The organism is Nocardia sp. CA-135398 (assembly GCF_050955845.1).
Lineage (GTDB): Bacteria > Actinomycetota > Actinomycetes > Mycobacteriales > Mycobacteriaceae > Nocardia.
Window position 1 is genome coordinate 8,144,563 of the sequence record NZ_CP192084.1, and the last position, 14,979, is coordinate 8,159,541.

Annotated in this window: 16 protein-coding genes; 7 read left to right on the forward strand and 9 right to left on the reverse strand. The window is 65.8% G+C overall.

The genetic code is table 11. The annotated features are described in order from the left end of the window. Window positions 1-85 precede the first annotated feature (85 nt). Window positions 86-748: a phosphate signaling complex protein PhoU gene (gene phoU, locus ACQP1T_RS36150; protein WP_433757461.1), complete on the forward strand. Its 663-nt coding sequence runs from the start codon at window positions 86-88 to the stop codon at window positions 746-748. A 230-nt stretch (window positions 749-978) separates the two neighbouring features. Here phoU and pstB read toward each other — a convergent pair whose 3' ends face one another. The 6 genes from pstB to ACQP1T_RS36180 all read right to left on the reverse strand — a co-directional run bounded on the left by pstB (window position 979) and on the right by ACQP1T_RS36180 (window position 6,917). Then, entirely contained in the window at window positions 979-1,755 is a 777-nt protein-coding gene (gene pstB / locus ACQP1T_RS36155; protein ID WP_433757462.1) for a phosphate ABC transporter ATP-binding protein PstB, read from the reverse strand. A 14-nt stretch (window positions 1,756-1,769) separates the two neighbouring features. Further along, window positions 1,770-2,669, reverse strand: coding sequence for a phosphate ABC transporter permease PstA (gene pstA, locus ACQP1T_RS36160; protein ID WP_433757463.1), 900 nt, complete (start codon window positions 2,667-2,669; stop codon window positions 1,770-1,772). Next, window positions 2,669-3,661, reverse strand: coding sequence for a phosphate ABC transporter permease subunit PstC (pstC, locus tag ACQP1T_RS36165; protein WP_433757464.1), 993 nt, complete (start codon window positions 3,659-3,661; stop codon window positions 2,669-2,671). The genes pstA and pstC overlap by 1 nt, the downstream gene beginning before the upstream one ends. A gap of 91 nt (window positions 3,662-3,752) precedes the next feature. Beyond that, a complete protein-coding gene (gene pstS, locus ACQP1T_RS36170; RefSeq protein ID WP_433757465.1) occupies window positions 3,753-4,865 on the reverse strand; it encodes a phosphate ABC transporter substrate-binding protein PstS in 1,113 nt (370 codons plus the stop codon). Window positions 4,866-5,114: 249 nt separating this feature from the next. Beyond that, the gene (mshD, locus tag ACQP1T_RS36175) at window positions 5,115-6,026 is read right to left on the reverse strand and encodes a mycothiol synthase (RefSeq protein WP_433757466.1); all 912 of its coding nucleotides are present in this window, start codon (window positions 6,024-6,026) and stop codon (window positions 5,115-5,117) included. A 126-nt stretch (window positions 6,027-6,152) separates the two neighbouring features. Beyond that, entirely contained in the window at window positions 6,153-6,917 is a 765-nt protein-coding gene (locus ACQP1T_RS36180; protein ID WP_433757467.1) for a winged helix-turn-helix transcriptional regulator, read from the reverse strand. Between the two features lie 184 nt (window positions 6,918-7,101). Here ACQP1T_RS36180 and ACQP1T_RS36185 point away from each other — a divergent pair, with 184 nt between their 5' ends. The 6 genes from ACQP1T_RS36185 (at window position 7,102) to ACQP1T_RS36210 (ending at window position 11,273) form a co-directional block, all read left to right on the forward strand. Further along, window positions 7,102-7,908: an LmeA family phospholipid-binding protein gene (locus ACQP1T_RS36185; protein ID WP_433757468.1), complete on the forward strand. Its 807-nt coding sequence runs from the start codon at window positions 7,102-7,104 to the stop codon at window positions 7,906-7,908. After that, complete coding sequence (locus ACQP1T_RS36190) at window positions 7,905-8,345, forward strand: thioredoxin family protein (RefSeq protein ID WP_433757470.1); 441 nt, start codon at window positions 7,905-7,907, stop codon at window positions 8,343-8,345. The genes ACQP1T_RS36185 and ACQP1T_RS36190 overlap by 4 nt, the downstream gene beginning before the upstream one ends. Window positions 8,346-8,721: 376 nt before the next feature. Beyond that, window positions 8,722-9,207, forward strand: a complete 486-nt coding sequence (locus tag ACQP1T_RS36195) for a DUF4395 domain-containing protein (protein WP_433757471.1) — start codon at window positions 8,722-8,724, stop codon at window positions 9,205-9,207. Between the two features lie 31 nt (window positions 9,208-9,238). Then, window positions 9,239-10,072, forward strand: coding sequence for a sulfurtransferase (locus ACQP1T_RS36200; RefSeq protein WP_433757472.1), 834 nt, complete (start codon window positions 9,239-9,241; stop codon window positions 10,070-10,072). A 4-nt stretch (window positions 10,073-10,076) separates the two neighbouring features. Beyond that, window positions 10,077-10,382, forward strand: a complete 306-nt coding sequence (locus ACQP1T_RS36205) for a DUF1416 domain-containing protein (protein WP_062988334.1) — start codon at window positions 10,077-10,079, stop codon at window positions 10,380-10,382. Between the two features lie 183 nt (window positions 10,383-10,565). Continuing rightward, window positions 10,566-11,273: an FABP family protein gene (locus ACQP1T_RS36210; RefSeq protein ID WP_433757473.1), complete on the forward strand. Its 708-nt coding sequence runs from the start codon at window positions 10,566-10,568 to the stop codon at window positions 11,271-11,273. On the opposite strand, the gene ACQP1T_RS36215 is transcribed toward ACQP1T_RS36210, so the two are convergent. From ACQP1T_RS36215 to cydC, 3 genes are all read right to left on the reverse strand, one after another. After that, window positions 11,270-11,857, reverse strand: a complete 588-nt coding sequence (locus ACQP1T_RS36215) for a Uma2 family endonuclease (protein WP_433757474.1) — start codon at window positions 11,855-11,857, stop codon at window positions 11,270-11,272. The genes ACQP1T_RS36210 and ACQP1T_RS36215 overlap by 4 nt on opposite strands. A 131-nt stretch (window positions 11,858-11,988) precedes the next feature. Beyond that, window positions 11,989-12,426, reverse strand: a complete 438-nt coding sequence (locus ACQP1T_RS36220; RefSeq protein WP_397052560.1) for a hypothetical protein — start codon at window positions 12,424-12,426, stop codon at window positions 11,989-11,991. Window positions 12,427-12,714: 288 nt separating this feature from the next. Next, window positions 12,715-14,868 (reverse strand): thiol reductant ABC exporter subunit CydC, encoded by a 2,154-nt coding sequence (gene cydC, locus ACQP1T_RS36225; RefSeq protein ID WP_433757475.1) that lies wholly within the window; start codon window positions 14,866-14,868, stop codon window positions 12,715-12,717. Window positions 14,869-14,979: the final 111 nt, after the last annotated feature.

Genomic DNA, 14,979 nt, shown 5'->3' on the forward strand with positions numbered 1-14,979 from the left:
GGGCAACACCGCCGCAATCGTTCAGCACCGCCCATTAACCCTGTGTTGGTGACTAGGTCAGCACCTGGCATTAGTGTCTCTTTTCATGCGTGTCATCTACAACGAGCAAATGGCTGACCTCGCCCACCTGCTGGGCGAGATGGCCGGTCTGGCGGGTTCGGCGATGGAACGGGCCACCCAGTCGCTGCTCCAGGCCGATCTCACTCTGGCTGAGTCGGTGATCAGCGAGGGCGACCGGATCGCCGAAATGATCACCGACGCCGAGGAGAAGGCGTTTGCCCTGCTTGCGCTGCAGGCGCCGGTAGCGGGCGATCTGCGGCAGGTAGTGAGCGCGATCCAGATCGTCCAGGACGTCAACCGGATGGGCGCGCTGGCGCTGCACGTCGCCAAGGTGACCCGGCGGCGGCACCCCAACCACGCGCTACCCGAAGCGGTGAACGGCTACTTCGCGGAAATGGGCCGCATCGCGGTGAATATGGGTGCCGGCGCCAGGGAGGTGCTCGAGTCCCGTGATCCGGAGCGCGCCGCGCAGCTCAACGAGGACGACGAGGCGATGGACGATTTGCACCGTCACCTGTTCACGCTGCTGATGGACCGCGACTGGAAGTACGGCGTCGCGGCGGCCGTCGATGTGACGCTGCTCGGCCGCTACTACGAGCGCTTCGCCGATCACGCCGTGGAGATCGGCCGCCGGGTGATCTTCCTGGTCACCGGTGAGCTGCCGGCGGATCCCGACGCGGAGCTGTGATTCCGGCGAAACCGCCTGCCGGACAACAAAGGCCCGCATACGCAATGCGGGCTTTCCCGCCTCCCCGCACCTTCAGGCGCCAGACTCATGTGCCTGAAGGTGACATCGGCGGCCGACGGTACGAGCGAATCGCGTCAGCCCGTACCCGGCGAGTTACCCATGCACTCACGAAATCATTTGAGTCGGCTGGAAATAAAGGCCCGCGCCTGGGACGGGCCTTTCGCTATCGGCTATCCGAAGCGACCGGAGATGTAGTCCTCCGTCGCCTTCTGTCCCGGGTTGGAGAAGATCTTCTCGGTATCGTCGATCTCGATCAGCTTGCCCGGCTTGCCCTGTGCCTCCAGGTTGAAGAACCCGGTCTGGTCGCTCACGCGCGCGGCCTGCTGCATATTGTGCGTGACGATGACGATGGTGAATTCCTTCTTCAGCTCGGTGATCAGGTCCTCGATCGCCAGGGTGGAGATCGGGTCCAGCGCTGAACACGGCTCGTCCATCAGCAGCACATCGGGCGATACCGCGATGGCCCGCGCGATGCACAGACGCTGCTGCTGACCGCCGGAGAGGCCGCCACCCGGCTTGTCCAGCCGGTCCTTGACCTCGTTCCACAGGTTGGCGCCGCGCAACGAACGCTCGGCGACCTCGTCGAGCTCCTTCCTGTTGCGCACGCCCTGCAGCTTCAGTCCGGCCACCACATTGTCGCGAATCGACATGGTGGGGAACGGGTTCGGGCGCTGGAACACCATGCCGATGGTGCGGCGCACGCCGACCGGGTCGACGGCGGAGCCGTAGATGTCCTCACCGTCCAGCAGCACCGCGCCCTCGACGCGGGCATTCGGGGTCACCTCGTGCATCCGGTTGAGCGAACGCAGCACGGTGGACTTACCGCAACCCGACGGGCCGATGAAGGCGGTCACGCTGCGCGGCAATACCGACAGCTTGACATCGGCAACCGCATGGAACTTGCCGTAGTAGATATTCAGGTCTTTGACGTCGATCCGCTTGGCCATTTTTCCGTTCGCTTCTATCGGTTCCGCGTGAGCAGCTTGTTGACGACCGCGGCCGCCGCGTACAGCAGGGCGATCAGCAGGATCAGCGTCAGCGCCGCACCCCACACCCGCGCCCGGCCCGCAGGCTCCGGATTCGCCAACTCTTGGTAGATCAACAGCGGCAGCGAGGCCATATTGCCGTCGAAGAGATTGGTGTTGATCGACTTGCTGTAGCCGACCAGCACCAGCACCGGCGCGGTCTCACCCATGACGCGGGCCAGCGCGAGCAGGATGCCGCTGATCATGCCGGGCGCCGCGGTCGGCACCACGATCCGAGCGATGGTCTTCCACTTGGGAATTCCGAGTGCGTAGGAGGCCTCGCGCAACTCGTCGGGAACCAGCTTCAGCATTTCCTCGGTGCTGCGGATCACCACCGGCAGCATCAGCAGTACCAACGCCAGCGATACCGCGAAGGAGCTCTGCGGGAAGCCGAATGTCGCGATCCACAGCGCGAAGATGAACAGGGCCGCGACGATGGACGGCACACCCGCGAGGATGTCCACCATGAACGTGGTGACCTTGGCCAGCACACCACGGCCGTATTCGACCAGGTACACGGCGGCCATGATGCCCAGCGGCACCGCGATGATCGCGGCGACGACGGTCTGCACGATGGTGCCGTAAATCGCGTGGTACACACCGCCGCCGGACTGGTCCGGCAGGATGCCCTTCTGCGATTTCTGCCACCAGTCCGGCGAGACGACGGACTCCAGGCCCTTCGACACCACCATGAACAGCACCCAGATCAGCGGCACGAGTGCGATCGCGAAGCAGAGCCAGACCACCGCGGTGGCGATGTTGTTCTTGATTCGTCGCCCGGGGCTCACATGCCGGAAGGTGGGCGCCTTGACCGGCTTGTCGAGAGTCGTGGTCATTACCCGTTCACCCTTCCACCGGACACGAGTCGCGCCAGCGCATTGACGATGAAGGTCAGCGCGAACAGCACGAAGCCCGCCGCGATGTAGGCGCCGGTCGGCAGCGGCTGACTGAATTCCGAAGCGGCGGCGGCGATTTTGGAGGCGAAGGTGTAGCCGCCGTCGAACAGCGACCAGTGACCGGCCTGTGCCGAAGTGCGCAGGATGACCAATACCGCGATCGTCTCACCGAGGGCGCGACCGAGGCCGAGCATGGATCCGGCGATCACACCGCTGCGGCCATAGGGCAGCACCGTCATCCGGACCATCTCCCATTTGGTCGCGCCGAGCGCCTGCGCGGCCTCGATATGCGAGACCGGCGTCAGGTTGAAGACCTCACGCGAGACCGAGGTGATGATCGGCAGGATCATTACCGCGAGCACCACGCCCGCGGTGAAGACGGTGCCGCCACCGGAGATCGACACATTGCCGTCGGCGAAAAGGAAGAACCAGCCGAGCTTTTCGTTGAGGAATGTCTCAACGGGCTCGATCTTGGGCGCCAGCACCAGGAAGCCCCACAGACCGAACACGATCGACGGCACCGCTGCCAGCAGATCGACCAGCATCGCGAACGGACGCGCCATCGGCTTCGGCGAATAGTGCGTCAGGAACAGCGCGATGCCCACACCGATGGGCACCGCGATGATCAGCGCCAGTATCGAGCTCAGCACGGTGACCATGAGCAGGTCCCGGATGCCGAACCGCAGGTGGTCGGCATTGGTGGTGTTGAACTCGCTGCTGGTGAAGAAGTTCGCCTCGTTCGCCATGATCGAGGGCCATGCCCGGATCAGTAGGAATAGGGCGATCAGTGCGATGGCCGCCACGACCGTGGCACCCGCTGCGGTGGCAAGCGACCGGAAGACGACCTCGGCCCCTTGATTGTGGCCTTTCCTGGCCGGTGTCGCGGCCGGATCTCGCGGTGAGTCCGGTTCGGTGCTCGGTTCACTCGACATAGGGGCAGTATCTCCAGCCGCCAACGGACCAGTCGAGTCCGACTGGTCCGCGGCGGACACCTCAGGGTGCACGGTCATGGCGTGGCGGCTATCAGTTGATGGCGTTGGTCGCGGTGGTCAGCTTGGTCTTGAACTTGTCCGGGATCGCGACGTAGCCCGCGGTGTCCAGACCCTTCTGGCCGTTGTTGACGGCCGAGGTCAGGAATGCCTTGACCGCCTTGGCGGTATCGGCATCGGCGTACTTCGAGCAGACGATCTCGTAGGTCGGCAGGATGATCGGGTACGCACCGGCCGCGGTCGGCTTGTAGAACGAGGAGGTGTCGAGCACCAGGTCGTTGCCCTCGCCCTTGATCTTCACGCTGTCGACGGCCTTGGCCGCGGACTCCGGAGTCAGCTTGACCGGGTCCTTGGATGCCGAGGTGACGATCTGCGCGATGGAAAGGTTCTGTGCCTTGGCGAAGGACCACTCGTTGTAGGTGATCGAGTTCTTGGTGTTCTTGATGGCGGCCGAGGTGCCCTCATTGCCCTTGGCGCCCTCACCGATACCACCGTTGAAGGTCTTGCCCGCGCCCTTGCCCCACGCGCCGTCGGCGGCGGCGTCCAGGTAGAGCTGGAAGTTGTCGGTGGTGCCCGACTCATCGCTGCGGAAGATCACCGAGATCTTGTCCGAGGGCAGCTTGGCGCTCGGGTTCAGCGCCTTGATCTCCGGGGCGTCCCAGGTGGCGATGGCACCGTTGAAGACCTTGGCGGCGGTCGGGCCGTCGAGCACCAGATCGCTCACGCCGTCGATGTTGTAGGTGATGGCGATCGGGCCGAAGACGGTCGGCAGGTTCCACGCCGGGGCGCCGCAGCGCTCCTGTGCCTTGGCGGGCTCACCCTTCTTCTCGCTCAGTGGCGAGTCGGAACCGGCGAAATCGGTCTGGCCGCCGAGGAATTCGTTGACACCGGCGCCGGAACCGCTGGAGGTGTAGTTCAGCGTGGAGCCACTGCAGTTCGCCTCGTAAGCGGCGACGAAGCGGTCCATGGCGTTCTTCTGGGCCGAGGAACCGCTGGCCTTGAGGGCCTTCTTACCGCCGCAGGCGACGTCGACCTTGGCGCCGGAATCACCGGTGGCAGAGGTGTTGTCGTCACTGCCACAGGCGGCCAGGGGCATGGCGACGGCGGCCAGCACACCGATCAGGGCGCTGCTGCGCTTGAAGTTCACTTATTCCTCCGGGGAATCGCGTTCGACACGCCCGGTCCCTCACCGGCCCGGGCGGGTTTCGTGGTGCCGTTCGCGGGGAACTTGCGCACCAGGCGGCAACCGTGCCGCCCTTATGTAACGTAAGGTCGCTCGGTTGACAGTTGGACCAAGCTGGGTGAACGGAGGGTGAACACCCCGGCGCGAATGCGTCGCTTATGTGTGACATTTGCCCCAGTGTTACTCGAGTAACCCCGGCGGTCCGCCTGTTATTCAGTCGGCGGCCGAATACGCGACGTCGATATGCGCCGGTGCGAAGCCGAGCCGGGTGTAGGTGCGCACGGCCGCGGTGTTGTCGGCCTCGGTGTAGAGCAGAACCTCCGACAGGCCGCGTTCTCGCAGGTAGCGCAGGCCCGCGAGGGTGAGCAGGCGGCCGAGTCCCCGGCCCTGTGCGGCCGGGTCGATGCCTACCACATAAACCTCGCCGACCGGCGGCGTCTCCTCGTAATGCACCTTGGTCCAATGGAATCCGAGGATGCGGTCCGGATCGACCGGGTCCACCGCGATGTACAGCCCCTTCGGGTCGAACCAGGCCTCCTCGCGCCGGACCGCGATCTCGCGGGCGGTCCAGCCACCCTGTTCCGGATGCCAGGCGAAGGCCGCGTTATTGACCCGCAATAATTCAGCGTCGTCGGCGGTCCCGTCATAGGTCCGCAGGGCGATACCTTCCGGAACCACCAATTCCGGTAGCTCAGGCGTTGCCAGCGACCGCCGCATCTGCCACAACTCACGTGCGACGCGCAGTCCGAGCCGAGTCGCGAGCGCCGCCGCCGCGGGCCGATTTCCGTGCGCCCAGACCCGAGCACCCGATCCGCCCTTCGCCAGCGCGGCCGAGACCAATTCGGCACCGATGCCATTTCCGCGCGCGGCGGGATCGACCGCCACCTCGGCCATTGCGGGGTGTTCGCCATGTGCGAGAACGAGATTCGCGTAACCGGCGACGACACCGTCATGCAGCGCGACCAGATGTTCGGCCGCGGAATCGGTGGCGGCCAGCGAGAGCACGGCCTGTTCGGAAACCGGCGCGACACCGTCCGCGGCACTCACGCGCTCGAGCAACTCACGCACCGCCCGCGCCACCTCGGCATCGAGCCCGGCACTCCAGCGCAGTGTCGTATCAACCATGAGCATCTCCCTCGTCGACCCGGTACCGCGAGGAACGCGCGAATCCCCCGCGCGATTCCATCCGACCTCGATCAGGTGGAACTGGAAGCGGCGGCTTCTCCATGGATGCCACCTGATCTCGAGCAGCTATGGGACGGAACCGTTGACGGTGACGGGTGGGGAGTCGTCGGTGCCCTCGGCGGGTTCGTCTTCGTGGAAGGTGACGTGGTCGCCCTTGTTGGTGCGCGCGGGACGGACGGCCTTGTAGCCGACATTGCGGACGGTGCCGATCAGCGATTCGTATTCGCTGCCGAGCTTGGCGCGCAGACGTCGCACGTGCACGTCGACCGTGCGGGTGCCACCGAAGAAGTCGTATCCCCACACCTCCTGCAGCAGCTGGGCCCGAGTGAAGACCCGGCCCGCGTGCTGTGCGAGGTATTTGAGGAGTTCGAATTCCTTATAGGTGAGATCCAGCGGGCGACCGCGCAGCCGGGCGGTATAGGTGCCCTCATCGATCACCAACTCGCCGAGGGTGATCTTGCCGGTGTTCTCCGGGCTCGCGACACCGCCGTTGCGGCCGACCAGCAGGCGCAGCCGAGCGTCCAGCTCGGCCGGTCCGGTGCCGGGCAGCAGGATGTCGTCCAGGCCCCAGTCGGCATTGACCGCGACCAGTCCGCCCTCGGTCAGCACGGCGACCACCGGCACCGACGAGCCGGTGCTGCCGAGCAGTCGGCACAGGCCGCGGGCCGCGGCCAGGTCGGTGCGCGCGTCGACCAGCGCGACATCCGCGGTCCCCGCCTCGAGCAGGGACGCCACCTCGGTCGGCGCCGGACGCACATTGTGCGCCAGCAGCGACAGTGCGGGCAGTACCGACTCAGGGTTGGGGTCGGAGGTCAGCAGGAGCAGCTCCACAAGCCCTCCTCCCATCTAGTAGCTCCGGACAACAGCCACACCGCCGGGGCCACGTCGCTAATCACAGGTAATCGGATGCAAGATTAGCGCGTGAACACCGATGACCTCGCCATCCGGGGTTAGTGTGGCACCTCGACAGCAGACGTGCGATACCCGAAACGCACCGCCAAGTAGTGTTGCGCGCATGCGCAAGCTGATCATCGGGCTGCTGTGCCTCGTGGCACTGGCGGTAGTCATCGATTTCGGCGCCGCCGCCTACTCCGAGTATCGCGTGTCGCGTGCCCTGCGTGTCGGCGCCGACCTCACCGCCGATCCCGACGTGGTCATCTATGGGTTCCCCTTTCTCACCCAGGCGCTCGACGGCCGCTACCAGACCGTCGATATCCGCGCGCGTGTCATGCGCCCCGATATCCCCGGTGAAATTTCGATCGGCGCGACGCTGACCGGAGCCCACCTTTCCCTCGGCGATCTCACCGACGGGAACGTGCGCGCGGTGCCGGTGGATCAGGTCGAGGGACAGATGCGGCTCGAGCCGACCGAGCTCGGCAGGCTGTTCAAAATCCCTGACCTGCAAGTACATTCGGCACCGGGGAACAAATCCGACGGAACGGGCGGATCGGGCGGTTCCGGCATGACCACCGGCGGGCAACTCCTGCTCACCGGCACCATGCCCGGCAAGACGCCGAGCAAGCCGGGTGGGCCGCTCGGCGGTGACAATGTGAGTGTGACCGCAGACCTCGTTGTCGACGGTGATCAGGTGAAGGTCGTCGCGACCAGCATCTACCGTGGTACGGGTGATGCCACGACGACCGCGGTCGTCACCGATACCGAGCGCCCCAAGGTGCTCGAGCAGTTCACCCGGACCATCGATACCAACGAACTGCCGTTCGGGCTGCGGCCGACGAAGGTCTCCGCACAGGGCGGCCAGATCGTCATCGAGGCCAAGGCGGAGAACGTGACCATCGACCTGGATAGATTGCGGCGACCATGATTGAAATCACAATCCTGCTGGTGGTTGCGCTTGCCGCGGTGGCGGTCGGGGTGCTGCTGCGGCGCCGCGACGGCAAGTTGCGCGCGAGCGACACCGAGACACAGGCCGAATCGGCGCGTACCGATCTGCTGGCATCGGTCGGCGCCGACAACTCGGGCCCGGCGGTGCTGCACTTCTCCGCCGACTGGTGCGGACCGTGCGCCGCGGTGCGCCGGGTGGTCGCCGGGGTGACCGAGGAATTGTCCGGATCGCCGCGTCCGCCGCTGGATATCGAGATCGATATCGATGCCGAGCCCGCGCTGGCCAAGGAACTGAACGTGCTGTCGCTGCCGACCACCTTCGTCTTCGATATCGAAGGCCGGGAACGATTCCGGATCTCCGGTGTTCCCAAATCCGCGGACCTGCGTACCGCACTCGAACCGCTGACGGTGGGATAACTCTTCCGGCGGATCGCCGCTGACGGCGGAAAAACAGGGCGTGACAAGCGTTCATAGCAACTGTGACGAACCCCGGGTCCAATTCCCCGGCAGAACCAGGTAAACTCCTCTGCGTGCAAGCCAACCACGAGCTGATGCTCACCCGACGCCGCACAGTTGATCTGTGTCGCCTCGGTGGTTGTTGCTGCCTGTGTGGCTGAGCGGTCGGCTCCGTCAGAATTCCCGATGCCGACCTGCGTCCGTCGTGCGAGTGATCTCTTGATCCCCCGGCGAACTGGCATTTTTCCCGCCAACAGCGAAATTCAGCGCAGGAGTACGCACAATGTCCACAAATTCCCGAAACACAACCAGTGAAACAGCATCGCGCAGCGATTCCATGAGGGGCGGCGGTCGGGTGACGGGTGGGCCCGGAATTCCCGCCGTCGTCGACGTGCGCGGGCCACGCTTCGCCGCCTGGGTCACCACCGGCGTGCTCGTTCTGGTCCTGCTCGCCGCGGCCGTCTCGACTCCGGTCGCCGCGGTGCTCATCGCAGCCCAGGCGGTGGTCTTCGCGATCGGCGCGGCCTACGGGCCGCGTCGGCATCCGTACGGCCGGATCTTCGCCGCGTTCGTCGCGCCGCGGCTCGGTCCGACCGTCGAAACCGAACCCGTGGCGCCGCTGCGGTTCGCCCAGTTACTCGGCCTGGTCTTCAGTGCCGTCAGCCTGCTGGGTTTCCTGGTCGGCTCCACCGTCGTCGGCGCGGTGTTCGCCGGCTTCGCCCTGTTCGCGGCGTTCCTGAATGCGGCGTTCGGGATCTGCCTGGGTTGCCAGATCTATCCGCTGGTCGCCCGACTCCGCCGGAACCCGTCCCCGGCGAACTGACACTGCAAGTCACCACCCCGAAAGGAACAACATGGCTCGCTCCGATGTCCTGGTCTCCGTTGACTGGGCCGAAGAGAACCTCAACGCCCCCGGCGTCGTCTTCGTCGAGGTCGATGAGGACACCTCCGCCTACGACGGCGGCCACATCGAGGGCGCCGTTCGGCTCGACTGGAAGAAGGACCTGCAGGATCAGGTTCGTCGCGACTTCGTGAACCAGGAGCAGTTCTCCGATCTGCTCTCGGCGCGCGGCATCGCGAACGACGACGAGGTCGTGCTCTATGGCGGCAACAACAACTGGTTCGCCGCGTACGCCTACTGGTACTTCAAGCTGTACGGCCACAACAACGTCAAGCTGCTCGACGGCGGCCGCAAGAAGTGGGAGCTCGACGGCCGTCCGCTGTCCCGCGACGCCGTGAACCGCCCTGCCACCCAATACAAGGCCTCCGCCCCCGACCTGACCATTCGCGCGTTCCGCGATGAGGTCATCGCCGCCATCGGCGCCAAGAACCTGGTCGACGTGCGCTCCCCTGACGAGTTCTCCGGCAAGATCCTGGCTCCGGCCCACCTGCCGCAGGAGCAGAGCCAGCGCCCCGGCCACATCCCCGGCGCCATCAACGTGCCGTGGAGCAAGGCCGCGAACGAGGACGGCACCTTCAAGTCCGATGCCGAGCTGGCCGAGATCTACGGCGAGGCCGGACTGGACGGAACCAAGGACACCATCGCCTACTGCCGCATCGGTGAGCGCTCCTCGCACACCTGGTTCGTGCTGCAGGAGCTGCTTGGCCACCAGAATGTCAAGAACTACGACGGCAGCTGGACCGAATACGGCTCGCTCGTCGGTGCACCGATCGAGTTGGGAGAGTAATCACATGTGCGCAGCACCTACCCAGGGTCAGGCCATTCCGGCCGGAGTCGATGTCGAGAAGGAAACGGTCATCACCGGCCGCGTGCTGAGCACCGACGGTCAGCCGGTCGGCGGCGCGTTCGTGCGCCTGCTCGACGGCAACGGTGACTTCACCGCCGAGGTCGTGGCCTCGGGCACCGGTGATTTCCGCTTCTTCGCCGCGCCGGGCGCCTGGACCGTGCGGGCGTTGTCCTCCTCGGGCAACGGCTCGGCCGAGGTTCGTCCGGAGGGCGCGGGGATCCACGCCGTGGATGTCGCAGTCGCCAAGTAAGTAATCCCCCCGACGGCCCCGTCGTTTCCCGGTAGCTGGGAAGCAACGGGGCCGTTGTGCTGGGTGGGACGCAACTCGTTAGAATCCAGTTGTGGTCCTCTTCTTCGAGATTCTGCTGGTGGCCGTGGCCGTTCTGATCGGCTGGTTCGGCCTGTACGTCTTCTACCGGTTGTTCACCGAATCATGAGTGAACTCGCGAGCGAAGGTTCCAATCCGGCCGAGCGAGCGAGTGAACAACTGAACGGCAACGGCCCGGGTGAGTCCGCGCCGCGCCGCAGTGGCGACGAGGCCGTGGCCGAGGCGGCCGAACGGGCGAAATGGACTGGTGCGCGCAATATTCCGGTGCTACCGGATCTGCCGCTACCCGAGGACACCGCGAATTTGCGGCTCGGTCCGGATCTGAGTTCGTCGATGCTCGCGCTGCTGCCCATGGTCGGCGTTTGGCGCGGTGAGGGCGAGGGCAATGATCCCGCTCGCGGCGATTACCGCTTCGGCCAGCAGATCATCGTCTCCCACGACGGTGGCGACTATCTGTCCTGGGACTCCCGTTCCTGGGTCATCGAATCCGACGGTTCCTACGGCGGCCCCGATCTGCGCGAGAGCGGCTTCTGGCGGGTCGGCATCGACGGCGATGACGAGGTCATCGAACTGCTGCTGACCCACAGCACCGGCATCGTCGAACTCTTCTACGGCACCGCACTGACCCAGTCCTCCTGGGAATTGGCCACCGATGTCGTCATCCGCAGCCAATCCGGCATCGTCGTCGGCGGAGCCAAACGGTTGTACGGCATTGTCGAAGGTGGTGACCTGGCCTACGTCGAGGAACGCGTGGTGGCCGACGGTCCTTTGGAACCCCGCCTGTCAGCCCGTTTGCAGCGCTACATTGGTTAACCGCGCGCGCGCCCGATCGATGTCAGGTCGATGTCGATCGGGAATGGGACGCTGATTTTCAGGCGATCGTGGAAGATGCCGACCAAGCCGTAAGAACTTGTGGCGGGATCGAGTTCATAGACATAGACGACGGCGTCTTCGTCCCGCCGTTCGATTCGCCAGTAATGCGGAATCCCGGCCTTGGCATACTTGCCCGGCTTGGTCTCGCGGTCGCGCTCCTCGGAGTCCGGGGACACGGCCTCCACCGCGAGGACAAGATCCTCGGCGAAGTAGTACGTCGACGGATCCGCACGCAGGTACGCCTCCGCGGTCACAACAAGGACGTCCGGCTCCGGCATCTGACGCTTACCGAGCCGCACCGCCATCTCTCGATCGGCCCGCAGGTGCGATGGTCCCTGGCGATCCAGGTCCCGCCAGAAAAGTGAGACGACTCGGCTGTGCCACTTTTCCTGCGGACTCACGAAGACCAGACCCCCATCGATCAACTCGGTGTGCTTGGGCAGGCCGCGCAGCGCCAAGAAATCCTCGACGGTGAATCCACCAGAAGGTGGGATCACCCAGTCGGGCAACGGCTCAACGGTCATTGCCCCAGCGTAGCGCCTGTCGGGGCGAATTTGACTGGTACGCATGGCCCGTCCGCTGGGCACGGACCCCCGCTGCCGGCTATACACCCGCTGCGCTGGATGTGCGGCCAGGACCAGTAGGTTTGCGCGAATCAGGTTGGGTGCCAGGTGACGAGGAGTTCATCGGCGAGGGTTTCGACGGCGAGCTTCGAGCCGTTCACCTCGAGGACGGCGGCGCGGAGGCGGTCGTCGTGCAGGCGGGATTCGGAGACGGCGGCGATGTGGGAGCCGATCAGGTGTGAGTACGGGGGTTCGGAGCCCACGTCGAAGGCGGTGTATTTGCCGGATTCGGCGACGTAGTCGATGTATTCGGGTTCGGTGAGCCCGGCGAACGGGTCACGCCACGGGGTCGACGCGACGAGAAGTTCCTCGCCGTCGGTCCCGGCGTCCAGGAGCAGCACCGAACCGTCGTCGAAGGTCAATTCGATGGGCCCTTCGGTGCGGTCGACATCACTGCCCTGTACGTAGAACATGCGGCGAACCGCCCTGATGCGGCGTCCAACCACTGCCGCGAGACCCTCCGATGGCATCGGCTACCCCTCGTGTCGAACCCGGTCGCCGGACTCTACCGTCCGAGGGAATTGTGCCGAAAAAGGAACGGCCCCCGAGCCATACCCTGCTGGCGGTGAAGCCTGCACAGGTCCCGGTCGGACTAGACCGGTAGCTCGGGGGCCGGGTGGCTGCCTGGAATTCGCTCAGCACTCGCGAACGGAATCCGTTGCAGCGGTGGCGCTAGCGGACAGCCACCTCACAAGTCCTATGAACATACATTCTTCGAACCACCTCCTTCCTTGTGTACTAACGAATCTAGTCACCGGTCAGAAGGTCGGCAACGGAATTTCGCGGGGCGCTGAACCGGTGCGGTCCTCGGCTCGTGCAGATACCGGGAAAGTGGTCGTTACCTGGCCTGATGCACCGATGTGCAGCAGCACGTCGGCACGGTGATCGGCTGGCAGCTGATGTGTGACGACAACCACGATCCGGTCGGCTTCGACCAAGCCGCTGTCGATATCGAGCAACTCGCGCAGCAGTCGGGCGCCCGCCTCGGCGTCGAGATGTTCGGTCGGCTCATCCAGCAGCAGCACCCGCGCGGGCGAAATGAGCGCGCGAGCGAGCAGAATCCGCCGCCGCTGCCCACCCGAAACCGCCGCCGCACCTCCGACCAGGTCGGTGTGCACACCATCCGGCAGCGATTCCAGCCAATCCCCGAGGCCGACCGCGCACAGGGCCCTCTCGGCTGCTTCGACAGTGATATCCCCACGCGCGACACGCAGGTTCTCCAGCACGGAGGTGCCGAAGATGTGCGCATCCTCGGCGAAGAACGTCACGCCGGGGGTGGGCGTGCCGAACAACCCGGCCCAAGCCATGAGCAATGTGGTCTTCCCCGCCCCGCTCGGCCCGACGACGGCAATTCGCTTACCCTCGGGACGCTCAGGCAGGTTGCCTGGCAACAGATCTCGCGCGCCGCGGAAGCCATCATCGGCAGCTACACGATCGGATGCCTGCGATTCGCCATCCGACGACGAACCACCGACACCACACTCGATGCCCTCGGCTGAGCCGGACACGCTGTCCGACAACAGGTCTCGCCCATAACGCGAGTTTCGAGTGGTTTCTACCAGGGGGAGGCGGTGCAGCGCGGCGCGGGCGGTGGTGAGGGCCTGGGCGGCGGTGGGGAGTGGGGCGACTGCTTCGAAGGCCGAGAGGGGCAGCAGGACGAGGATGGTGAGGGCCATGGGGGTCATCGCGGGCGGATTGGTTCCGTAGATCGCTATGCCGATCAGGAGGGCGCCGAGGACGCTGGCGCCGATCGAGAGAGGCGTCGCCGCGGCGGCCCAGGAGCTGCGTGCGGCCGCGGAATCCTCGGCGGCGACCGCGCGTCGTCCGGCGCGGTCGGCGGCCGCCAGTGCGACATCCAGCTTGCCCGCGACGCGGAGTTCGGCCGCGTGGTCGAGGACGGTGAGCGCTTGCGCGGTGAATTCGGCGCGGTCGGCCCGCACCGCACGCTCGGCCTCGCGGGCGGCCCACCCGGACAGCCACGGTGCGACGATTCCGGCAATGCCGAGCGATACGGCCAGAATGGCCGCCGCCCCAACCGAAATGGTGGCCATGAGTCCGACCGCGGCGGACGACAGCACAATCGCGACCGCGATCGGCACGAATACGCGCACGACGACCGCACCGAGATCGTCGATATCGCTACCGATTCGAACCAGCAGGTCCCCGCGCCGCAAGGACGCAGCACCGTCCGCACCCGCCGAATCCGGCACGGCGACCGGCCCCTCGACGTTGCGGTCCGAGGTATCTGCCGGGCCGAACGAAGTCACCACGTCACGCCGCCCGGACAGTCCTGGCTCCGACGTCCCCCCGCTGTAGACCGCATCCGCTTCGTTCGCGTTGGCTACTTCGGCAGTCACTCGATCCGACTCGATGATCGAGGCATCCCGGTCGCGTCTGCGAACTGGCCTGCTGATGAAGCCCTTGATCCCATCCACCGAGCCAGCTGACGCACTGTCGCCGGGCGTACGAATCGCGTCGTCGAGTTCCTCGGCACGCAGGCCTCCGGAACCGTCAGCTGTATCACCGCCTCGCACGTCCCGCCGCATCCAGGCATCCGAATGAGCGAGGGTCCGGTAGACGGTTGTGCGAGCGGTCGTCATCGCGCGCAGCGCAACGTCATGGGTGGCAAGGCGTTCCAGATACCGGCACAGCCCCCGCGAGATACCCAGGGCACGTACCGCGACAACGGCAACACTCAGATCGAGTACCGGCGGCATCTCCCAGGCACGTGCGATCAACCACGCCGCCAATGCGGCCAGTCCGAGCCCGCTGCCCAGCGCCGACACGCCCCACCCGATCGCCACCGCGACCCGCCACGGCGACAACTCGAGCAGCCGCCACATCCGTCGCAGATCCGCCCACACCGCGCCACCGCCGCGCTGCACCGAAGCTTCTCTCGCACCGATACTCATCGCGCATCGCCCTCGACAGCATGGCCCGGCGGGACGCCCGCCCGCTGACCGAGCAACGCCACGACATCCCGGTCAGCCGTACACGCGACTTCACCGCCGACCTTCCCGACA